The following is a 21,585-nucleotide window of genomic DNA, read 5'->3' as shown; positions in this document are numbered from 1 at the left end:
TTTTTACGTATCTTCAAGATACAGGTTTACGGCGGATTTTTGTGAAATTCGAGTCGCCCGCCGCCCTCCCTGTTGCGCCGGGCCATCGGGTTGGCGCCACATTCGCAAGAAGATGGGCAATCATCACTCTCGTACGGCCTGCGCAACGAGAGCGGCAGGCCCGGCGCCGCCGCACTCAACGTTGGCAGCTCGGGCAGTAGAACGTCGAGCGCTGCCCCTGGACGATCTGCCGGATGGTGGTGCCGCAGACCCGGCATGGATGGCCGGCGCGGTCGTACACGGCGCAATCCAGCTGGAAATAGCCACTGCTGCCATCGCTGCCGACAAAGTCGCGCAAAGTGCTGCCGCCGCGCTCGATCGCGCGGGCCAGCGTGTCGCGCACGGCCTCGGCCAGGCGTTCGCAACGCGCCAGAGACAAGCGCCCGGCCGGCGTGGTGGGGCGGATGCCTGCGGCAAACAGGCTTTCCGATGCATAGATATTGCCCACGCCCACCACGATGTCGCCCGCGAGAAGCACGGTCTTGATGGCCGCGCTGCGCCCGCGTCCCAGGCGATAGAGCCAGGCCCCGTCGAAGCGTGGGTCGAAAGGCTCGATGCCGAGCTTGCTCAGCAGCGGATGGGTCGGCAATTGCGACTCTTCGAGCAGGCTCCACAGCACCGCGCCAAAGCGCCTCGGATCGCGAAAGCGCAGCACCAGGCTGGTGGCTGCGCCGGGCTGTGCATCGCCCGCACCGTCGGGGTCGGCAAGGACCAGGTCAAGGTGATCGTGCGTGCCCGGCGGCGGCGCCTGCGGCAACACCCGCAACGTGCCGGTCATGCCAAGGTGGATCAGCAGCCATCCGGGAGCCTCGCCGTCCGGGCGCACGCACTCCAGCAGCAGGTATTTGCCACGCCGCTCGATGCGCGCGATCACCCGCCCGGCCAGTTGCGACTCCAGATCCGGCTCGACCGGCCAGCGCAGGCCGCGATGGCGCACCACCACTTCGGCAATGCGCCGCCCAACCACATGCGGCAGCAAGCCGCGCCGGGTCACTTCGACCTCCGGCAACTCAGGCATCGAACCTCTCCCTTTTGTGCCACTCAAACCGCCAGAGACCCCAGCCGTGCCGGTGCCATGCGGATAAGCAAAGCATTGTAGCGGCAGGCTACAATGCCTTTACCTTCCCCATCGCCTTTGAGTGCTGGAGCACCCACCCACATGTCGGACCGCCTGGACCGTACCCCGATGACCACCGCTCAACTTCTCTTCCCCCGGCGGCCGCTGCGTCACAGGCTCGCGGCCACGGCTGCCGCCGCGGTGGCAGTCTGCGCCCTGGCGCCGCTCGCCAGCCACGCCGCGCCCGCGGACGGCAAGCCCGCGATGAAGGTCGCCGCGGAGGCCACCACGCCAATCCGCTCGAACCCGCTGCCACCGAAGATGCCCCTGCCGGCGGTGCCACTGACCGCGGACATCCTCTACCGCGTGCTGGCCGCTGAAATCTCCGCCCAGCGCGGCGTGGTCGGCCCCGCGTACCAGACGTACCTGGAGCTGGCGCGCAATACGCACGACCCGCGCTTTGCCCAGCGCGCCACCGAGATCGCGTTCAATGCCCGCAGCGCCCAGCAAGCGCTTGACGCCGCGCGGCTGTGGACAGAGCTTGCGCCCACCTCCGCCGGCGCGCGGCAAGTGCTGTCGACCCTGCTGGTCCTGAGCGGCCGATGGGACGAAGCCGAACCCCTGCTGGCCCTGCAGCTCAATGGCGTGCCGCCGAGCCAGCGGCCGGAGGCCATCCTGCAGATGCAGCAGCAGCTTTCGCGCACCAGCGATCCCGCCGGCGCGGCCGCGCTGCTGCAGCGCCTGGTGGCCAACGACCTGAAGTCGGCCGAGACTCACCTTGCCCTCGCGCGCGCCAAGGAAACCGCCAACGATATTCCTGGCGCCCTGGCGGAGCTCGACGAGGCCCAGAAGATCCGTCCCGACTTCGAAGGCGCCGCGCTGATGGCTGCCGAGCTGCGCGCCGACAGCGCGCCGGACCAGGCCATTGCCGGGCTCAAGGCGTTCGTCGACAAGGCCCCGGCCTCGGTCAACGGGCACATCACGCTGGCCCGCCTCTACCTGCAGCAAAACGACCTGCAAGCCGCGCGCTCGGAGTTCGAGACGCTGCGCAAGATTGCGCCGAAGGATCCGCGCGTGCCGCTCGCCCTCGGCCTCACCAGCCTGCAGTCCAAGCGCTACGACGAAGCCGAGCTGTACCTGAAGGAATACCTGCAGCTCGCCGAGCAAGTGCCGGCGGCCAGCCCGGATATCGCCTACCAGTACCTGGCGCAGATCGCCGAGGAAAAGAAGGACTACCCGGCAGCCGTAGCCTGGCTCGACCGCATCGACGACGCCCGCCTCGCGCCGGCTGCAGCCGTCAAGCGCGCGCAGTTGCTAGGCCGCATGGGCAAGCTCGACGACGCCCAGGCGGTATTCAATGACATGCTGGCCGATGCCGAGGATATACCCGAGCCCGACCAGCGCGCGCAGCGCATGACCGCTATCCGCCAGGCCGAAGTTGGCATGCTGATCGACGCCAAGTCCTATGACCGCGCCCGCAAGGTGCTGGATGAACGCGCCGCGGCGGAGCCCGACAACTCGGACTGGGTCTATGAACTCGCCATGCTCGATGAGCGCGAGAAGCGCTACGACAGCATGGAAAAGCTGCTGCGCCGCGTGATCGCCATGCAGCCGGAAGCCAAGCAGGGCTACAACGCGCTGGGCTATTCGCTTGCGGACCGCAACGTGCGCCTGCCCGAGGCCCTCAAGCTGCTGGAAAAGGCCTCCGCGCTGGGTCCGGACGATCCCTACATCATGGATAGCCTGGCCTGGGTCAAGTTCCGCCTGGGCCAGTTGCAGCCGGCCGCCGAACTGCTGCGCAACGCTTACGCCAAGGCACCCGAGGCCGAAATCGGCGCCCACCTCGGCGAGGTGCTGTGGCAACTCGGCCAGCAGGACGAGGCACGCAAGACCTGGACCGAAGCCGCCAAGATCGAGCCGGATAACGTCATCCTGATCGACACCCTGCGCCGCTATAACGTCCCGCTCTCCGCGCTGTCCAAGTAGCATCCTGCCGTACGCAGCCGTCACGCGGCATTCCGATCACCCGCAATCATCCGCCGCCCGGCCCTCGCGCCGGGCCGGCAGCCCGGCGCCCAGCGGCGCCGGCGCGCACGCCAAACGCCATGCCCAGATCCCGACGCCTTGCCCTGCTCTGCCTGAGCGCCCCCTTATGGCTCGCCGCCTGCGCCAGCATCACGCCCACGCGGCAGTTCGATGCCGGCGAGACCGCCCAGGCTCGCGACCTCAGCGGCCGCTTCGCCGCCAACTACGTGCGCTATGGCCGCGATGAAGGCGTGCAGGGCAGCTTCCAATGGCATGAGCAAGGCCGCAATGTGCGCCTGGACCTGATCTCGCCGCTGGGCCAGACCCTGGCGGTGGTCACCTCCACGCCTTCCGGGGCCACGCTCGACCTGCCCAACCAGCCACCACGCAACGCGCCCGAAGTCGATACCTTGCTGGAGGAAGCACTTGGGTTTTCGCTGCCGGTGGCAGGCCTGCGCGACTGGCTGCACGCGCGCCCCGCACCCGGCAGCCCGGCGCGCACCACGCGTGACGACAGCGGACGGCTGGCCACCCTGGCGCAGAACGGCTGGACCGTGCGCTACGTGGCATGGCAGGAAGCCACGCCCACAACGCCATCCACGCCGGCCACGGCGAGCCCGCGCCGCATCGACCTTGCGCGCGACGGCGCAGCCAACCCGCTCTCGGTACGCCTGGTCATCGATCCGGAGCAAGCACAATGAGCACGGCCCGCACCCTGCCTCCGCCTGCGCTGCGCGACTGCCCGGCGCCCGCCAAGCTGAATCTCTTCCTGCATGTGACCGGACGCCGCGCGGACGGCTACCACACGCTGCAGACGGTTTTCCAACTGGTGGACTGGAACGATACGCTCGACTTTTTCCGCCGCGATGATGGCCGCATCGAGCGCATCAACGACGTGCCGGGCGTACCGGCGCAGAGCGACCTGATCGTGCGCGCCGCGCAGGCCTTGCAGCAAGCTGGCGGCACCCGCTTTGGCGCGGACATCGCCATTGCCAAGCGGCTGCCGATGGGCGGCGGCATCGGCGGCGGCTCATCGGACGCGGCGACCACGCTGCTGGCACTGAATCATCTTTGGGGCCTGGGCCTGGGACGCGACGAACTCAAGCGCATCGGCCTTTCACTAGGTGCCGACGTGCCGTTCTTTGTGCATGGGGAAAACGCGTTCGCGCAAGGGATAGGCGAGGAACTGACGACGGTTGAATTGCCTGAAAGCTGGTTCGTGATCATCCATCCGCGGCAGCATGTTCCGACCGCTGCAATTTTTTCGGACAAGCGCTTGACAAGGGATACGGCGATCACCATAATAGCGGACTTCACTGGATGCACAAACAAGTTCGGTTTCGGTCGCAACGACCTGGAAGCGATAGCAACAGTGAAGTTCGGCGAAGTTGCCCGAGCCCTTGAATGGTTGAGACAGTACAGTCCACATGCAAGGATGACCGGTTCCGGAGCCTGCGTGTTTGCACGATTTAACGACGAGCAAACTGCGCAGCAGGTACTAGACCGGTTGCCTCCCGAATGGGATGGCAGGTGTGCGAAGAGTTTATCGCAACACCCACTCGCAACGCTCGCATAAAGAGTTTTTCGTTCGGCGTCGCATGCAGTTGAATGTGACGATGGACGTACCCGGTTGTGTAGGGGAGTCGCCAAGTTGGTCAAGGCACCGGATTTTGATTCCGGCATTCGAAGGTTCGAATCCTTCTTCCCCTGCCATTACATCCTACAGTGTCCTTACGGACCTGCACGAAAAGCTGCCGGCACTAGCCGGCAGCAATCGTTCCCCCTCCAGTAGCAAGACAGGTGCACCGAATGAGCAGCGAAGGCTTGATGGTTTTTACCGGCAACGCCAACCCCAAACTCGCGGAGGCTGTCGTTCAGCACCTCGGCATCCCGCTCGGGAAGGCCCAGGTCGGTCGGTTCTCCGACGGCGAAGTCCAAGTTGAAATCCAGGAAAATGTTCGCGGCAAGCACGTCATCGTGCTGCAGTCCACCTGCGCGCCGACCAACGACAACCTGATGGAACTGATGGTGATGGTCGATGCGCTCAAGCGCGCTTCGGCACGCAGCATCACTGCCGCCATGCCCTACTTCGGCTATGCCCGCCAGGACCGCCGCCCGCGTTCGGCGCGCGTCGCGATCTCGGCCAAGGTGGTCGCCAACATGCTGGAAGTTGCCGGCGTCGAGCGGGTCCTGACCATGGACCTCCACGCCGACCAGATCCAGGGCTTCTTCGATATCCCGGTTGATAACATCTACGCCTCCCCGGTTCTGCTGGGCGACCTGCGCGAGAAGAACTACGGCAATCTGCTGGTGGTCTCGCCCGACGTCGGCGGCGTGGTGCGCGCCCGTGCGCTGGCCAAGCAGTTGAATTGCGACCTGGCCATCATCGACAAGCGTCGCCCCAAGGCCAACGTGGCCGAGGTGATGAACATCATCGGTGAAGTCGACGGCCGCAACTGCGTGATCATGGATGACATGATCGACACCGGCGGCACCCTGTGCAAGGCGGCCCAGGTGCTCAAGGAACGCGGCGCGCTGAAGGTATTCGCTTACTGTACCCACCCGGTCCTGTCCGGTGGCGCGGCTGCCCGCATCGCCGACTCCGAACTGGATGAAGTGGTGGTGTGCGACACCATTCCGCTGCGCGACGATGCCATCCAGTCCGGCAAGATTCGCCAGCTCTCGACCGCATCGCTGCTGGCAGAGACCTTTACCCGGATCGTCAAGGGCGACTCGATCATGTCGCTGTTTGCCGATTCCTGATAGAATTCAAGGCTTTACCGCGTTTGCGGCTGTTTTTGGGGAGTAAGACCCCTACTACGGCACGTGACGAGGTTCATCGGGCTGTCTGGTCGCGGACAGCCCTCTTACATTTGGAGTCATCATGAAAGTAGTAGCCTTCGAGCGTAGCGTACAGGGAACGGGTGCGAGCCGCCGCCTGCGCAACGCCGGCAAGACCCCCGGCATCATCTATGGCGGCGCAGCCGAACCCAAGATGATCGAACTCGATCACAACGCACTGTTCCACGCGCTGAAGAAAGAAGCATTCCACTCGTCGATTCTCGACCTCGAAGTGGAAGGCAAGGCTGAAAAGGCCCTGCTGCGCGCTTTCCAGATGCACCCGTTCAAGCCGCTGGTCCTGCACGTTGACTTCCAACGCGTGTCGGCCACCGACAAGATCCACGTCAAGGTGCCGCTGCACTTCATGAACCAGGAAAACGCCCCGGGCGTGAAGCTGGGCCATGGCATCGTCAACCACATCCTGAACGAACTGGAAGTGTCGTGCCTGCCGGCCGACCTGCCTGAGTTCATCGAAGTGGACCTGGGCAATGCAGAACTGGGCCAGACCCTGCACCTGTCCGACGTGAAGCTGCCGAAGGGCGTGAGCGCCATCACCCACGGTGACGAAAACCCCGCTATCGCCAGCATCTCGCTGCCGGCCGGCGGCGTGTCGGAAGCTGCCGAAGGCGAAACGCCTGCTGCCTGAGTACCCTGAACGCGGCCTTTGGGCCGTGCAACAGGATGGCTCTCGCAGCCGCAAGAAAAAACCGCCGGCGCGTCCGGCGGTTTTTTTTCGTCCCGAGGTTCGCGTATGCTTGGCTTCTGGCAGCACACCCATGCGCGATGCGAAGCGAGCCGTCAAGGTGTGCCAAGGCCGTATGGCGCGCCTTTTTTGCCTACGTTTTTGGCAAGACAAAAAAGTAGGTCGCCGCCCCGCAGGGGTGGTGAAACTGCAGTTGATTTTGACTTTGCAGTTGTAGTTGCAGCCAAGCAGTTGCCAGCCGCCCCGCGCCTCGTGCGTCGAGCCCCATCAACCAAGAAGTACAACGCATGATCAAACTCATCGTCGGCCTCGGAAACCCCGGGGCGGAATACGAAGCCACGCGCCACAATGCCGGCTTCTGGCTGGTCGACCAGCTGGCCCGCATGGGCGGCGTCACCCTGCGCGTGGAAGGCCGCTTCCACGGGCTGGCAGCGCGTGCCCGGCTGTGGGACCAGGAGATCTGGCTGCTCAAGCCGTCCACCTTCATGAACCGTTCCGGGCTGTCCGTGGTATCGCTCGCGCGCTTCTACAAGATCCTGCCGGACGAGATCGCGGTGGCCCATGACGAGATGGACCTGCCCTCGGGCACCGTCAAGCTCAAGCGTGGCGGTGGCGCGGGCGGCCACAATGGCCTCAAGGACATTTCCGCACACCTGACCACCCAGGACTACTGGCGCCTGCGCATTGGTGTCGGCCATCCGCGCAATTCGGCCGGTGGCGGCGGCGAGCGCGAGGATGTGATCAATTTTGTGCTGAAGCCGCCGCGCCGCGAGGAGCAGCAGGCCATCGACGAAGCCATCGACCGCAGCATCGCACCGCTTGGGTTGCTGGCCAAAGGCGAGTCCGAACGCGCCATGCTGGAACTGCATACGAACCGCTGAAACCGCTGAATGCGCGCGCCCAAACAAAAAGCCCCATCACCGCGAAGGTCATGGGGCTTTTTGTGCTGCGAACTTCGTGCCGCCAGCCGCGGTGGTAGCTCAGGCTGCCCGTTTGGCCGCCGTAAGGAGACGGTAGCGATCCATCAGGATCTCGCGCGTCTCAATGCGGTTGGGATCGTGCGGGATGCAAGCCACAGGGCAAACCTGCTGGCATTGCGGCTCGTCGAAGTGCCCAACGCATTCGGTACATTTGTTGGGGTCGATCTCATAGATCTCGGGCCCCATCGAAATGGCTTCGTTTGGGCACTCCGGCTCACAAACGTCGCAATTGATGCAGTCGTCGGTGATCAATAGTGCCATGGTGTTTCCTTTGAACCCAGCATGTCCCGCGCCCGACTGGCCGCGGCCGACATGTTGCAAGACTCTATCTTATTCCGTTTTGCTGCTGATCTTTTCCGCAAGCCAGCGTTCGACCGAGGGGAACACAAACTTGCTGACATCGCCGCCAAGCACCGCGATCTCGCGCACGAAGGTGCCGGAGATGAACTGGTACTGGTCGGACGGCGTCAGGAACATGGTTTCCACGTCCGGCAGCAGGTAACGGTTCATGCCCGCCATCTGGAACTCGTACTCGAAGTCGGATACCGCGCGCAAACCCCGCACGATCACGCGCGCATTGTTCTTGCGGACAAAATCCTTGAGCAGGCCGGAGAAACCTTCGACGCGCACATTGGGATAGTGGCCCAGGACTTCACGGGCAATGCCTATGCGCTCTTCCAGCGAAAAGAACGGGCGCTTGTTGGGGCTATGCGCCACCCCGACCACGAGCTCATCGAAGATATTGGATGCTCTGCGCACCAGATCCTCGTGGCCCCGGGTCATTGGGTCGAAAGTGCCGGGATAGACCGCGACGACCATGCTTCCTCCTTGTTCTGCCCGCCGCCGGTCCTGGATGGACCGATCGACCCCGCCCACTATGGTGAGGGCTGGAGCCAAGGCTGCGTGACGAGCGTTGGCGACAGCGGCGTAGTGTAACTCTAAACGCGGCACTTGCAAGCCGCCACATCGCGGTTTTGCCGCGCCGCCGCATCTTGCGTTCAGGTGACCGGTCACAATGCTCGCGGCCACTGGCCCTTCAAAGGTTCCTGTGTTGCAGCAAATGGAAGTGCACCGCGCCAGCCCGCGCATGCCGCACGATCTCCAGCGCAGCCGGCACGGGCGCGTCGGGGCCGATCAGGGCGCGATCCGTTTCCACATACACGGCGCCGCCTGGACGTGATAGCCGCGCCGCATGCTCCAGCGCGGGGCCAAGCCAGTCTTCGGCAAAGGGCGGATCGAGGAACACCACGTCGAAGCTGGCCGACGGCATCTGTGCCGCGGTCGCGAATGCATCGCCTTGCACCACCCGGATCTGCTGGGCGTCGAGCCGGTACTGGTTGTCGCGCAGCTGCTTGGCCACGCGCGGATTGGCTTCGACCATGGTGACCTGCTGGGCACCCCGGGAGGCAGCCTCGAAACCCAGTGCGCCGGAGCCGGCAAACAGGTCGAGGCAAGCCAGCCCTGACATGTCCTGTCCAAGCCAGTTGAACAGGGTCTCGCGCACGCGGTCAGGGGTGGGACGCAGGCCTTCGGCATCGAGCACGGGCAGCGGCGTGCGCTTCCACTTGCCGCCAATGATGCGGACCTGGGCAGGAGACTGCCGCGGCGAGGGGGATGGGGATCGCCCGCTGGCTGCGGGCGAGGGAGATCGGGTACGCGAATTCATGCCGTGATTGTAGAGCCTGCGGCGCGGAAAAGCGCAAGCGCCGGGAACGCCTCCCGGCGCCCGCGCCTGTCACTGCGTTATTCCGGTCCACCCACGATGACAGTCGCCATGGCGTCCGGGAACACGTGGCGCTGGAAGGCTTCGCGGACCTGGGTACGGGTGACCTTGCCGATCTGGGCGGTCCAGGTGTCAAGGTAGTCCAGCGGCAGCCCATACCAGCCGATATTGGCCACATTGGTCAGCAGCTTGCGATTGCTGTCGATGCGCAGCGGGAAGCCGTTGACCAGATTGTCCTTGGCAGCCTTCAGTTCGGTGTCGGTGGGGCCTTGCGCCACGTACTGCGCCAGCACCTTGCGCACCAGCGCCAGCGCTTCGTTGGTCTGTGCCTTCTTGGTCTGCAAGCCGATGCCGAAGGGCCCTGCCTGCTTGGCCGGCGCGAAGTAGCTGTCGACGCCGTAGGTGAGGCCGCGCTTTTCCCGCACCTCGTCGGTCAGGCGCGAGCTGAAGCCGCCGCCGCCGAGCACGTAGTTGCCCACCAGCAGGGCAAAGTAGTCGGGATCACCACGCGCAATGGCGGGCTGACTGATGGCTACCGTAGCCTGCTGCGCCGGATGCGGCACGCGCTGCTCGCTGGCCGGGATCTTGAGTTGCACGGGGGGCATCGTGGGCGGCGTGGCGCCAGCCGGCAGGCCGCGCGTCAGCTGCTCGGCAATGGTCTCAGCCTGCTTGCGGTCGATGGCGCCGATCAGCGTCAAGACGGCACGCGACGCCGCGAAATTATCCCGCCAGAAGCGCTCGATATCGGCTCGCGTGATCGATTCGACACTGGCCTCGGTCGGCGACACACCATACGGGTGCGACGGATAGATCGCACGCGACACCATCTTGTCGGCGATCACGCCGGGCTTGGTATCGGCCTCGCGGATGGCGGTGATCAGGCGTTGCTTCTCGCGCGCCACCACGGCATCCGGGTAGGACGGCGCCTTGATCAGCTGCCCGGCCAGCGCGAGCGACTGGCTGAGCTCCGGCTCGGAGGTCAGCGTGCGCAGGCCGATGCCGCCGCGATCGCTGCTGGCGGCGCCGCCGAAGTCAGCGCCGGTGTCGGCGAAGGCATCAGCCACCTGCGCTTCATTGCGGGCCGGCTGGCCATCCTGCGCGGCCGCGCCCTTGTCGAGCAGGGCCGAGGCGAGCGTGGCAAGGCCGGCCTTGCCGGCCGGGTCGTAGCGGCTGCCGGCGTCGAAATCCATATTGACGTCGAGCATGGGAATGGACGGGCTGCGCACGAAATACACGCGGGCGCCGGTGGAAGTGGTCCACTGCTCGATCGGGATCGCAGCCAGCGCGGCCTGCGAGGCGATCAGGGCAAGCGCACCGCAAGCCGCGCCTGCCAGGCGGCGCAACAGGCGTGGCGACGGGATCGTCGGGGCAAAGAGAGGCATCTTGGGTCCTGTCCTCTAGAGAGCTCAGCGGAGCGAGTCGGCGGCGGCCGGAGCCTTCGCCTTGTTCGGGTCGATCGGCTGCGGCAGCAGGGTCGCCACGGTCAGGTTATCGTCATTGAAGTATTTGCCCGCCACCGCCTGCACCTGTTCCGGCGTGACGGCCTTGATCTTGTCGAGCATGCGGTCGAGCTGGCGCCAGGAAATGCCGGCGATCTCGGCCACGCCGATCTCCATGCCCTGCCCGAACACCGAGTCGCGCTTGTAGATCTGCGCCGCCACCACCTGCGCCTTGACCCGCTTGAGCTCTGCGGGCGAGACGCCTTCGCGCGCAATACGGGCGATCTCGTCGCGCAGCGCGCGCTCGATCTCCTCGGTGGTATGGCCAGTGGCCGGCGTACCGTCGAGCACCATCAGGGACTCGCCGCGGTTGATGCTGTCGTAGCCCACGTTGACGTCGTCGGCGATGCGGCGCTCGCGCACCAGGTCGCGCGTCAGGCGGGCGTTGTCATAGCCATTCAGTACGGCAGAGAGGACCTCCAGGGCGTAGGGATCGACGTCCTTCTCGACATCGTGCAGGCGCGGCACCTTGTACGCCAAGACCACGTAGGGGTTCTCGGCCGGGGCCTTGACCCAGATCCGCTTGATGCCCTTCTGCGCCGGCTCCTGCTGGTCCTTGCGCAGCGGCAGCGGGCGGGCCTTGAGCTTGCCGTAGGTGCGCTCCGCCAGCGCCTTGACCTCGGCCGCCGTGACGTCGCCCGTTACCACCAGCATCGCGTTGTCGGGCACGTACCAGTTCTTGTACCAGGCCTGCACGTCTTCCACGCGCATGTTGACCAGGTCGGCCGGCCAGCCGATCACGGGATGCCGGTAGGGCCCGGCGGTGTAGACGGTGGCCAGCAACTGCTCGTAGACGGTGCCGCGCGCGGAGTCGTCCGTGCGCAGGCGCCGCTCTTCCATCACGACCTTCATTTCCCGCTCGAACTCATCCTTCTTGATGATGAGGTTGGCCATGCGGTCGGCTTCCAGCTCCATCATCTTCGGCAGGTACTGCTTGCTGATCTGCTGGTAATAGAGCGTGAAGTCGCGGTTGGTCATGGCGTTCTCGCGCCCGCCCAATGCGGCGATCTGCTTGGAAAACTCGCCCGGCCCGACCTTTGGTGTACCCTTGAACATCATGTGTTCAAGCATGTGCGCCACGCCAGTGGTGCCACTGACCTCGTCCATGCCGCCTACGCGATACCAGATCTGGTGGGCTACGGTGGGCGCGCGATGGTCTTCCTTGACGATGACCCGCATGCCGTTGGACAGCTTGAACTCGGTGGTATCGGCCTGCGCCGCGGCGGTTTGCGCGGCGGTGGCCTGGCCAGTCGGCAACGGCGGCGCCACGGCGGTCTGCGCATAGGCAGCGCCGAACCAGGGCATCGCGATCAACAAAAGGGTGGGAACGAGGCGCCGGGAGAAAGCGGCCGGGCGAACAGCGCCGGCGCCGGCAAGAAGCGAAGCGGTACGGGCGGCGCCCGACCTGGACCTGACAGCACAATGGTTCATGCGACCCCGTCTGCTAGAATTTTGGCGATTGATTCTACCGGGGTATTGACCCCTTTCCCAATGTTTAGTTTCTGGAAGAAGCGCAAGGCCGAACCGGCCGGTGCGCCGCCCGAGGTGCAAAGCCCGGCGCCCGCCGCCACACCGGCCGCGGCGCCCGCCAGCGCACCAAGCCCCATTCCCGCGGCCGGGCCTGCCCCGGCCGCCGTCGTTCCCGTCCGGCCAACCGCCATCCAGCCAGTCCAGAACATGACTCCGGCCGCTGCCGAGGAACTGGTCCTGACCCCGCCGCCGGCCGCCTCCGCCGAAGCCAAGCGCGGCTGGATGCAGCGCTTGCGCACCGGGCTATCCAAGACCAGCCGCAATCTGGGCACGCTGTTTGTTGGCGTCAAGGTCGACGAAGACCTGTTCGAGGACCTGGAAACTGCCCTGATCATGGCCGACGCCGGCGTCGAGGCTACCGAGCACCTGCTGAGCGCGCTGCGCCGCCGGGTCAAGAACGAGCGCATCGATACCTCCGAAGGCGTCAAGGCCGCGCTGCGCGAACTGCTGACCGACCTGCTGCGCCCGCTCGAGAAGACCATGTCGCTGGGGCGCGAGCAGCCGCTGGTGATGATGATCTCGGGCGTCAATGGCGCCGGCAAGACCACCAGCATCGGCAAGCTGTGCAAGCACTTCCAGAGCTATGACCAGTCCGTGCTGCTGGCCGCGGGCGACACCTTCCGCGCCGCCGCGCGCGAGCAGCTGACCATCTGGGGCGAGCGCAACAACGTCACCGTGGTATCGCAGGAGAGCGGCGACCCGGCCGCGGTGATCTTCGACGCGGTCAACGCGGCACGCGCACGTGGCATCGATATCGTGATGGCCGATACCGCGGGCCGCCTGCCCACGCAGTTGCACCTGATGGAAGAGCTGAAAAAGGTCAAGCGTGTCATCGCCAAGGCGATGCCGAACGCGCCACACGAATCGCTGCTGGTGATCGACGCCAACACCGGCCAGAACGCGCTGTCCCAGGTCAAGGCGTTCGACGATGCGCTGGGCCTGACCGGGCTGATCGTGACCAAGCTCGACGGCACCGCCAAGGGCGGCATCCTGGCCGCGATCGCGCGCCAGCGCCCGGTGCCGGTCTACTTCATCGGCGTGGGCGAGAAGGTCGAAGACTTGCAGCCCTTCAAGGCCGAGGAATTCGCCGACGCACTGCTCGGCTGAGCAGTCCACCCGGCTCGCCAGTAAAAAAGCCCCGCAATCGCTTGCGGGGCTTCTTGCTTTTTGCGGCCTGCCGAACCTGGCGTGGCAGCTTATTCGGCGTCCGGCTGCGCCTTGGGCTCGGCCTGCTGGAACGCAGGCAGCGCCATGCAGGAGTCGAACACCTTGGCAATGGCCGGGTAGCGGGCCACGTCGATATTGAAGCGCTGCGCGTTGAACACCTGCGGTACCAGGCAGATGTCCGCCAGCGTCGGCGTATCGCCAAAGCAGAAACGCCCTGCCTTGCCCGAGCGCACGAGGTTGGTATTGACCGACTCGAAACCCAGCTCGACCCAGTGGCGATACCACGCGTCCTTGGCCTCCTCCGCCACGCCCAGCGTGTGCTTGAGGTACTTCAGCACGCGCAGGTTGTTCAGCGGATGGATCTCGCACGCGACCTCCAGCGCCAGCGCGCGGATGTAGGCGCGGTCGAGCGCGCTGCCCGGCAGCAGAGGCGGCTCGGGATGCGTCTCGTCGAGGTACTCGACCATCGCCACGGATTGGATCAATACGTGATCATCATCCAGCAGGGTCGGCACCAGCGCATCGGGGTTCAGCGCCCGGTAGGCCGGCAGCAGTTGCTGGCCGCCGTCGCGCAACAGATGAACTGGCATGTACTCGTAAGGCAGGCCCTTCAACTGCAGGGCAATGCGCACCCGGTACGAGGCGGAGCTGCGAAAGTAGCTGTAAAGCTTGAGCATGGACTCAGACTACCTTGACGGTGAGCTCGCCCACGCCTTCGATCTTGCACAGCATGACATCGCCCTTGACCACCGGGCCCACGCCTTCGGGCGTGCCGCTGTAGATCAGGTCGCCGGGTTGCAGCTCGAACAGCTTGGAGAGATACGACACCATCTCGGGCACCGACCAGATCAGGTCCGACAGGTCGCCGCGCTGCTTCTCCACACCGTTGACGGACAGCGTGACCGCGCCCTTCTCCGGATGGCCGATGGCGGACACCGGCACGATCGGGCCGATCGGGGCGGACTTGTCGAAGGCCTTGCCGGTTTCCCAGGGGCGACCGGTCTTCTTCGATTCGTTCTGCAGGTCGCGGCGCGTCATGTCGAGGCCGAGCGCGTAGCCAAACACGTGGCTCGCGGCATCCGCCTCGGCGATGTCCTTGCCGCCCTTGCCGATGGCAACGACCAGCTCCACTTCATAGTGGCAATTGCTGGTGCCCTGCGGATAGGGGAAGGCGCCTTCGGTACCGTCAGCCACATAGCTCACGGCGTCGGCAGGCTTGCAGAAGAAGAACGGCGGCTCGCGGTCGGGATCCGAACCCATTTCACGGGCGTGGGCGGCATAGTTGCGGCCCACGCAGTAGACCCGGCGCACCGGGAACTGAGTGCTGCTGCCGCGCACGGGCACGCCATTGGGCGCCGGCGGGGCAAATACGAATTCGGTCATCCATCTCTCCAAGCATATTCTGTGTTTTAGACTACGCGCCAGCATGCTGGCATCGCCAGTAGACGCCCTGCCGCGCAGCAGGGCAATAGCATACACCGGCGGTTCTGGCCGCGTGCGCCGGCAACCATTGAATCCGGGAAACCCCGCAATACAATGAAAGGCATCTCGGCGCGAATCTTGCATGGCAAGAGGCATTCCAAGTGACGCCATGAACAGACGCCCCCCTGCCCCCTCCACCCCGACGAGTCCTGCCAGCCCCGCGCCCGCCGCGTCGGGTTCACGCGCGCTGCGCATTTTGCTGGTGCGCGATCCGCATGACGAGGATCCGCTCAATATCGAGACGATCCGCGCCGGGCTTGTCTCTGCGGGCTTCACGGACATCGAAACGGTGGATGCCGACCTGCGGCTGCCCGACGCAATCGTCGCGCGGCAGCCGGACCTGATCATCATCGCCTCGGAGTCCGCTGCGCGCGATACAGTCGAGCATGTGTGCGTGTCGACCCAGCACGCGCCGCGCCCCATCGTGCTCTTCACGGACAACGACGACGCCCAGCGCATCAAGGCCGCGCTGAGCGCAGGGATCACCGCCTACATCGTCGACGGCCTGCGCGCCGATCGCGTCAAGACCGTGCTGGATGTGGCCTATGCGCGCTTCGAACTGGACCAGGAACTGCGCGCGGAGCTGGATGCCACGCGGCTGCAGCTAGCCGAGCGCAAGGAAGTGGAGCGTGCCAAGGGCCTGCTGATGAAGGAGCGCGGCATGACCGAGGACGAGGCTTACAAGCGGCTGCGCAGCATGGCGATGGAGCGCGGCATCAAGCTCGTCGAGGCGGCGCGGCGGGTCATCGATGTGATGAGCTAAGCCCGGAACAAACCATGATCGGGCGCCTCAATGCGCCCCGCACGCGCTTGGTGCAATGCACAAGGATGGCGCGACCGCATCACCTTTCACGCACCGGCAGCGCACGGACGCCGCTTTGGCGCGCCCGCTTCTGGCTCCTTGTCCACCCTCGCTGGCAGTCAGACCCCGACAACAGCCCTCCCAACCCTTGGCACGCGGCTTGCATAATCGAAGCATCGGCCAACGACGGCCGATCACATACCGATGTGCGCCGCCAACGACGGCCGCGCCGCATCACGGGACAACGGCGTCCTGACCTGCCCCCCGCATTTCTGGCGAAAGCGGAGCAGTTCAGGACGCTTTTTATTTGGAGCCGTGTCAATGCCCTCTCGCCTGAAGATTGCCAAGTCGCTGCATGCAGCAGTTGCCACCGACGCCAGCACCACGGGAGCCGATGCGGTGCCCGCCAGCAACGGACGGCGCCGCGCCCTGGCCACCATCGCCGGCGCCAGCGTGATCACCCTGGTCGATCCCCTGGTACGCGCTGGCGCATGGGCGGCAGGCTCCGACGCGCCGGAAAAACCGGAGGTGCGGATCGGCTTCATCCCGCTGACGGACTGCGCCTCGGTCGTCATGGCCGGCACACTCGGCTTCGACAAGAAGTACGGCATCAAGATCACGCCCACCAAGGAAGCCTCCTGGGCCGGCGTGCGCGACAAGCTGGTCAACGGCGAACTCGATGCAGCGCATGTGCTGTACGGGCTGATCTATGGCGTGCAGCTTGGCATTGGCGGCCCCAAGAAAGACATGGCGGTGCTGATGAACCTGAACCACAACGGCCAGGCCATCACGCTGTCATCCAAGCTGGCGGAGAAAGGCGTCAAGGACGGCGCCAGCCTGAAGGCGCTGATGATGAAGGAAAAGCGCGAGTACACCTTCGCCCAGACCTTCCCCACCGGCACCCATGCCATGTGGCTGTACTACTGGCTAGCCGCCAACGGCATCAACCCGATGCAGGACGCCAAGGCCATCACCGTGCCGCCGCCGCAGATGGTGGCCAACATGCGCGTGGGCAATATGGACGGCTTCTGTGTGGGCGAGCCGTGGGGGGCGCGCGCCATCGCCGACAAGATCGGCTTTACCGCGGAGACCACGCAGGCGATCTGGAAGGATCACCCGGAAAAGACCCTGGGCACCACGGCAGAGTTCGTGCAGAAGTATCCCAACACGGCACGCGCGATGGTGGCCGCCGTGCTCGACGCCTCGAAGTATATCGACGCATCGGCCTCCAACCGCCGCAAGACCGCCGAGACCATCGCCGCCAAGTCCTACGTCAACACCGACATGGACATCATCCTGGACCGCATGCTGGGCCGCTATGACAACGGCCTGGGCAAGACCTGGGACGACCCGGACTCGATGAAGTTCTACCAGGACGGCGCCGCCAACTATCCCTTCCTCTCCGACGGCATGTGGTTCCTCACGCAGCAAAAGCGCTGGGGCTTGCTCAAGGATCACCCTGACTACCTGGAGGTGGCGAAGAAGGTCAACCGCATCGACATCTACAAACAGGCCGCTGCGGCCGCGCAGGTGCCACTGCCCAAGAGCGATTTCCGTACCGCGAAGCTGATCGACGGCGTGGTGTGGGACGCTAGCAAGGACCCCAAGGCCTACGCCGACGGTTTCAAGATCAAGGCCTGAAGCGCACGCGCCCCGGCGTGATTCCGATTTTGATTGCCGCTTGAACGCCGGCGTGGCGACACGCCGGCTACCGAAGGAGCCTGACGTGAATGCACTAGCCCAGCCGGCCCCGCATGCCGCCAACCAAGCCGCCCCCGCCGATGCCGGCATCACCGCCGAGCTAGCCGTGGTTGGCGACACGCAAGCCCATGAACGCGCCCAGCTCCGCGCGCTCGCCGCGCAAACCGAGGCCCGCCGCGCGGCGCGGCGCGACGCCATCACCGCCGTGGTGCTCAAGGTGATGCCGCCCGTCGCGGGCTTTGCGCTGTTCCTGCTGATGTGGCACGGCATCGCCACCATGATCCCCGCCATCCCTACGCCGGCCGCCACCTGGCATGCCGCCGTGCCGCTGTTCGCCGACCCGTTCTACCGCAACGGCCCCAATGACCAGGGCATCGGCTGGAACGTGCTGGCGTCGCTGGCGCGCGTGGCGGCGGGCTTCGGGCTGGCCGCATTGATCGGCATCCCGGCCGGCTTCGCGCTGGGCCGCTTCGCCTTTCTCAACGCGATGATGGCGCCCATCATCAGCCTGCTGCGCCCGGTCTCGCCGCTGGCTTGGCTGCCCATTGGCCTGCTGCTGTTCAAGTCGGCAAACCCGGCGGCGATCTGGGCCATCTTCATCTGCTCGATCTGGCCGATGGTGATCAATACCGCGGTGGGCGTGACCCGCGTGCCGCAGGACTACCTGAATGTGGCGCGCGTGCTCGACCTTTCCGAATGGAAGGTGTTCACCCGCGTGCTGCTGCCCGCCGTGCTGCCGTACATGCTCACCGGCGTGCGGCTGTCCATCGGTACCGCCTGGCTGGTGATCGTGGCCGCGGAAATGCTCACTGGCGGCACCGGCATCGGCTTCTGGCTGTGGGACGAGTGGAACAACCTGAAGGTGGAACACATCGTTATCGCGATCTTCATCATCGGTGTGGTCGGGCTGCTGCTCGAATATGCGCTGCTCAGCCTGGCCAAGCGCTTCAGCTACGGCAACTAAGACGCTAAGTCGCAAAGACGCCAAGTCGCTACCCGCGCCCTGGCGCCCAAGGAGAAGCTCATGGAAAAGTTCGTCCGTATCGAGAATGTCGGGCAGACCTTCAAGACCAAGAAGGGGCCGTTCGTCGCCCTGCGCGATGTCAACCTGACCATCGCCAGCGGCGAGTTCATTACGCTGATCGGCCATTCGGGCTGCGGCAAGTCCACCTTGCTTAACCTGCTGGCCGGGCTGGACCGGCCCAGCGCCGGCGCGCTGATCTGCGCCGAGCGCGAGATCGCCGGCCCCGGCCCGGATCGGGCGGTGGTGTTCCAGAACCATTCGCTGCTACCCTGGCTGACCTGTTTCGACAATGTCTATCTTGGCGTGGAGCGCGTGTTCGGCGCCAGCGAGAGCAAGGCGCAACTGAAGGCCCGCACGCACGACACGCTGGCCTTGGTTGGCCTGACGCATGCCGAAGCCAAGTATCCGCAGGAGATCTCGGGCGGCATGAAGCAGCGCGTGGGCATCGCCCGGGCGCTGGCCATGGAGCCCAAAGTGCTGCTGATGGACGAACCCTTCGGCGCGCTGGACGCGCTCACCCGCGCGCACCTGCAGGACGAACTGATCAAGATCGTGGCGAAGACGCGCAGCACGGTGGTGATGGTGACCCACGACGTGGATGAAGCGGTGCTGCTGGCCGACCGCATCGTCATGATGACCAACGGCCCCGCGGCCACCATCGGCGAAGTGCTGAAGGTGGACCTGCCGCGGCCACGCGAGCGCATGGCGTTGGCCGAGGACAAGGATTACCACGCATGCCGCACGGCAGTGCTGGACTTCCTGTACCGCAAGCAGCGCAATCCCGCCCTGAAGGAAGCCGCCTGAGCGGGGGCGATGACGGGCCTGCCACTGCCGCGCCAGGGGCGAAGCCGAGCCGGCATTGCGGCTGTCATGGGCACGGCCGGCCCGCTCCGCTATCATGGACTTCAAACCACATAGTCCCAACCCGCCATGACCACCACGCCTACCTCCCCCGCGGCCCCCGCCGCCCCTGCTTTCGCTGCCGCGAAGTACATCAAGGAAATCGGCCGGGGCGTCAACGGCGCGCGCGCGCTGCCGCGCGAAGATGCCCAGGCGCTGTTCGATGCCATGCTGGCAGGCCGCGTGGCCGATATCGAGCTGGGCGCGGTGCTGATGGCCTATCGCATCAAGGGCGAGGCCCCGCACGAGCTGGCCGGGATGCTCGATGCCGCGCACGCGCATTGCCTGCCGCTGGCCGGCCCGGCGGACCGCGTCGTGGTGTCAATCCCCAGCTATAACGGCGCGCGCAAACAGCCTAACCTGGTGCCACTGCTGGCGTTGCTGCTGGCGCGCGAGGGCATTCCGGTACTGGTGCACGGCTCCCGCCAGTTCAACGGGCGCGTCACCAGCATCTCGCTGTTCGAGGCGCTGGGCATCGTGCCTTGCAGCTCCGTGGCGCAGGCCGAATCCCAGTTGCGCGGCAGGGATGCCCAGCCCGGCCCGCTGGCAGTGCTGCCGATCGACGTGCTGTCGCCGGCGCTGGCCCGGATGCTGGACAAGCGCATGCAGATCGGCTTGCGCAACTCTGCGCATACGGTGGTCAAGATGTTGCAGCCTGTGGGCGCGCACGGCCCGGCCGAGGCGCTGCGGCTGTATAGCTACACCCACCCCGAGTACCGCGAAACCCTGACCGATTATTTCTCGCGCGAGCCCGCCAATGTGCTGCTGGCGCGAGGCACAGAGGGCGAGGTGGTGGCGGACGCCCGGCGCAACAGCCGCATCGACTGGCTGCACGACGGGCATCAACGCACCTTGGTCGACCCGACGTCGGGCTCTATCGTTGAAGTACCGGAATTGCCGCCCGGCAGTGACGTGGACCAGACCGCGGCCTGGATCCGCCTCGTGCTGGACGGCGAGGCGCCTGTGCCTGCCCCGATCGCCACGCAGATCGACGCCATCCGCGACTGCCTGCAGCAAGGCACGCGCGTGGCCTGGGCCAGCCCGGTCTGAGCGTCGCCCGCCAGGCAGGCGCCTTTAGCGCTTGCGCTGTGGAAGCGGAATGCGATCGTTCTCGCCCGGCACGCGCGGGAACTGGTCATCTTCCCAGCGCTGGGAGGCTGCTTCGATCGCTTCCTTGGTGCTGGCAACGAAATTCCAGAAAATAAAGCGATGGCCATCGGTCGGGTCGCCGCCGAGCAGCATCACGCGCGACGCCACCTGCGCCGTCAACGTCACCGGCTGGCCCGGCACCAGCACCGCCAGGTGCCGCTCGGGCAACACTTCGCCGTCCAGGGCGATGGTGCCGTCCACCGGGTAGATGCCGCGCTCGGCGTGCTCCGCCGGAATCTCCAGGCTGGCGCCCGCCTCGAGCTCAATGGCCACGTAGAGCGTGCGGCTAAACACCTTCACCGGCGCCTCGGCGCCGAATGCATCGCCCGCAATCACCGTCATGCGTACGCCAGGGCGCTCCAGCTTGGGCAGCGTCGCGGCCGGATGGTGATGAAAGGACGGCTCGACGTTCTCGTGCTCCTTGGGCAGCGCCACCCAGGTCTGGATGCCGTGCAGGCGCGGCCCGGCATCGCGGGCGGACTGGGGCGAGCGCTCCGAGTGCGCAATGCCGCTGCCAGCCGTCATCCAGTTCACGTCGCCCGGCCTGATGACCTGTTTGCTGCCGAGGCTGTCGTGGTGCAGGATCTCGCCCTCGAACAGGTAGGTGACCGTGGCCAGGCCGATGTGGGGATGCGGGCGCACATCGGCGCCTTCCCCTGGCGGCATGGCCACCGGGCCCATGTGGTCGAAGAAGATGAATGGGCCGACAGTCTGGGTTGCCGCGGCGGGCAGCAGACGGCTCACGGCAAAGTCGCCGAGGTCACGGGTGTGCGGCTTTAGCAAGTGCTCGATAGCAGACATGATATTCCCCGATTTGGTCGATGCTGACGCTCAGCGCCACTGAGACAAATGAAAAGAGTGTAGCTGCTAGCGAAACACAGCATCTCAACTGGCGACAGAACCGGCAGGGGCATCAGCCCTCTAACCACTGTCGGATCGTTCGCGTACCCGCGTGAGATAGTG

21 protein-coding genes and 1 tRNA gene are annotated in these 21,585 nt (G+C 65.7%); 13 read left to right on the top strand and 9 right to left on the bottom strand.

Annotated features, from left to right (window positions below; genetic code table 11):
* Window positions 1-175: 175 nt before the first annotated feature.
* Window positions 176-1,057 carry a bifunctional DNA-formamidopyrimidine glycosylase/DNA-(apurinic or apyrimidinic site) lyase gene (gene mutM / locus AC07XB_RS12040; RefSeq protein WP_459372766.1) on the bottom strand — a complete coding sequence of 294 codons (882 nt, stop codon included), beginning with the start codon at window positions 1,055-1,057 and terminating at the stop codon, window positions 176-178.
* A 141-nt stretch (window positions 1,058-1,198) separates the two neighbouring features.
* On the opposite strand from mutM, the gene AC07XB_RS12035 reads away from it, so the two are divergent.
* The 7 genes from AC07XB_RS12035 (at window position 1,199) to pth (ending at window position 7,546) form a co-directional block, all read left to right on the top strand.
* A complete protein-coding gene (locus AC07XB_RS12035; RefSeq protein WP_492810489.1) occupies window positions 1,199-3,082 on the top strand; it encodes a tetratricopeptide repeat protein in 1,884 nt (627 codons plus the stop codon).
* Between the two features lie 119 nt (window positions 3,083-3,201).
* The gene (gene lolB, locus AC07XB_RS12030) at window positions 3,202-3,822 is read left to right on the top strand and encodes a lipoprotein insertase outer membrane protein LolB (protein ID WP_492375317.1); all 621 of its coding nucleotides are present in this window, start codon (window positions 3,202-3,204) and stop codon (window positions 3,820-3,822) included.
* On the top strand, window positions 3,819-4,697 hold the full coding sequence (gene ispE / locus AC07XB_RS12025; protein ID WP_492828752.1) for a 4-(cytidine 5'-diphospho)-2-C-methyl-D-erythritol kinase: 879 nt from the start codon (window positions 3,819-3,821) through the stop codon (window positions 4,695-4,697). The genes lolB and ispE overlap by 4 nt, the downstream gene beginning before the upstream one ends.
* Window positions 4,698-4,757: 60 nt before the next feature.
* Window positions 4,758-4,834 (top strand) — tRNA-Gln (locus AC07XB_RS12020).
* A gap of 96 nt (window positions 4,835-4,930) precedes the next feature.
* Entirely contained in the window at window positions 4,931-5,884 is a 954-nt protein-coding gene (locus AC07XB_RS12015; protein ID WP_017229695.1) for a ribose-phosphate pyrophosphokinase, read from the top strand.
* 121 nt (window positions 5,885-6,005) lie between these two features.
* Window positions 6,006-6,608 carry a 50S ribosomal protein L25/general stress protein Ctc gene (locus AC07XB_RS12010; RefSeq protein WP_150991842.1) on the top strand — a complete coding sequence of 201 codons (603 nt, stop codon included), beginning with the start codon at window positions 6,006-6,008 and terminating at the stop codon, window positions 6,606-6,608.
* 344 nt (window positions 6,609-6,952) lie between these two features.
* Window positions 6,953-7,546: an aminoacyl-tRNA hydrolase gene (gene pth / locus AC07XB_RS12005; protein WP_043343405.1), complete on the top strand. Its 594-nt coding sequence runs from the start codon at window positions 6,953-6,955 to the stop codon at window positions 7,544-7,546.
* A gap of 99 nt (window positions 7,547-7,645) precedes the next feature.
* Here pth and AC07XB_RS12000 read toward each other — a convergent pair whose 3' ends face one another.
* The 5 genes from AC07XB_RS12000 to AC07XB_RS11980 all read right to left on the bottom strand — a co-directional run bounded on the left by AC07XB_RS12000 (window position 7,646) and on the right by AC07XB_RS11980 (window position 12,298).
* Window positions 7,646-7,906 carry a YfhL family 4Fe-4S dicluster ferredoxin gene (locus tag AC07XB_RS12000; protein WP_150991846.1) on the bottom strand — a complete coding sequence of 87 codons (261 nt, stop codon included), beginning with the start codon at window positions 7,904-7,906 and terminating at the stop codon, window positions 7,646-7,648.
* 69 nt (window positions 7,907-7,975) lie between these two features.
* Entirely contained in the window at window positions 7,976-8,464 is a 489-nt protein-coding gene (coaD, locus tag AC07XB_RS11995) for a pantetheine-phosphate adenylyltransferase (protein WP_043343402.1), read from the bottom strand.
* Between the two features lie 217 nt (window positions 8,465-8,681).
* Window positions 8,682-9,311 carry a 16S rRNA (guanine(966)-N(2))-methyltransferase RsmD gene (gene rsmD / locus AC07XB_RS11990; protein ID WP_183032820.1) on the bottom strand — a complete coding sequence of 210 codons (630 nt, stop codon included), beginning with the start codon at window positions 9,309-9,311 and terminating at the stop codon, window positions 8,682-8,684.
* Between the two features lie 77 nt (window positions 9,312-9,388).
* A complete protein-coding gene (locus tag AC07XB_RS11985) occupies window positions 9,389-10,750 on the bottom strand; it encodes a M16 family metallopeptidase (RefSeq protein WP_492810481.1) in 1,362 nt (453 codons plus the stop codon).
* A gap of 24 nt (window positions 10,751-10,774) precedes the next feature.
* A complete protein-coding gene (locus tag AC07XB_RS11980; protein ID WP_492828754.1) occupies window positions 10,775-12,298 on the bottom strand; it encodes a M16 family metallopeptidase in 1,524 nt (507 codons plus the stop codon).
* A gap of 60 nt (window positions 12,299-12,358) precedes the next feature.
* Here AC07XB_RS11980 and ftsY point away from each other — a divergent pair, with 60 nt between their 5' ends.
* Window positions 12,359-13,504 (top strand): signal recognition particle-docking protein FtsY, encoded by a 1,146-nt coding sequence (gene ftsY, locus AC07XB_RS11975; RefSeq protein ID WP_492828756.1) that lies wholly within the window; start codon window positions 12,359-12,361, stop codon window positions 13,502-13,504.
* An 89-nt stretch (window positions 13,505-13,593) separates the two neighbouring features.
* Here ftsY and maiA read toward each other — a convergent pair whose 3' ends face one another.
* Window positions 13,594-14,241 (bottom strand): maleylacetoacetate isomerase, encoded by a 648-nt coding sequence (maiA, locus tag AC07XB_RS11970; RefSeq protein WP_441632303.1) that lies wholly within the window; start codon window positions 14,239-14,241, stop codon window positions 13,594-13,596.
* Between the two features lie 4 nt (window positions 14,242-14,245).
* Entirely contained in the window at window positions 14,246-14,947 is a 702-nt protein-coding gene (locus tag AC07XB_RS11965; RefSeq protein ID WP_492375312.1) for a fumarylacetoacetate hydrolase family protein, read from the bottom strand.
* A 208-nt stretch (window positions 14,948-15,155) separates the two neighbouring features.
* On the opposite strand from AC07XB_RS11965, the gene AC07XB_RS11960 reads away from it, so the two are divergent.
* From AC07XB_RS11960 to ybiB, 5 genes are all read left to right on the top strand, one after another.
* Window positions 15,156-15,809 (top strand): ANTAR domain-containing response regulator, encoded by a 654-nt coding sequence (locus tag AC07XB_RS11960; protein ID WP_492810476.1) that lies wholly within the window; start codon window positions 15,156-15,158, stop codon window positions 15,807-15,809.
* 360 nt (window positions 15,810-16,169) lie between these two features.
* Window positions 16,170-17,489, top strand: coding sequence for a CmpA/NrtA family ABC transporter substrate-binding protein (locus AC07XB_RS11955; protein WP_492374353.1), 1,320 nt, complete (start codon window positions 16,170-16,172; stop codon window positions 17,487-17,489).
* 166 nt (window positions 17,490-17,655) lie between these two features.
* Entirely contained in the window at window positions 17,656-18,513 is an 858-nt protein-coding gene (gene ntrB, locus AC07XB_RS11950) for a nitrate ABC transporter permease (RefSeq protein WP_492828819.1), read from the top strand.
* A 60-nt stretch (window positions 18,514-18,573) separates the two neighbouring features.
* The gene (locus tag AC07XB_RS11945) at window positions 18,574-19,377 is read left to right on the top strand and encodes an ABC transporter ATP-binding protein (RefSeq protein WP_174426599.1); all 804 of its coding nucleotides are present in this window, start codon (window positions 18,574-18,576) and stop codon (window positions 19,375-19,377) included.
* 126 nt (window positions 19,378-19,503) lie between these two features.
* Entirely contained in the window at window positions 19,504-20,523 is a 1,020-nt protein-coding gene (ybiB, locus tag AC07XB_RS11940; RefSeq protein ID WP_492374355.1) for a DNA-binding protein YbiB, read from the top strand.
* A 24-nt stretch (window positions 20,524-20,547) separates the two neighbouring features.
* Here the strand turns inward: ybiB and AC07XB_RS11935 are convergent, their stop codons facing one another.
* On the bottom strand, window positions 20,548-21,423 hold the full coding sequence (locus tag AC07XB_RS11935; RefSeq protein WP_492374356.1) for a pirin family protein: 876 nt from the start codon (window positions 21,421-21,423) through the stop codon (window positions 20,548-20,550).
* Window positions 21,424-21,585 lie beyond the last annotated feature (162 nt).

Source organism: Cupriavidus sp. GW821-FHT02F09 (assembly GCF_059421605.1).
Note: the sequence above shows the minus strand (reverse complement) of the source record. Positions and strands in the feature narration are given on the sequence as shown.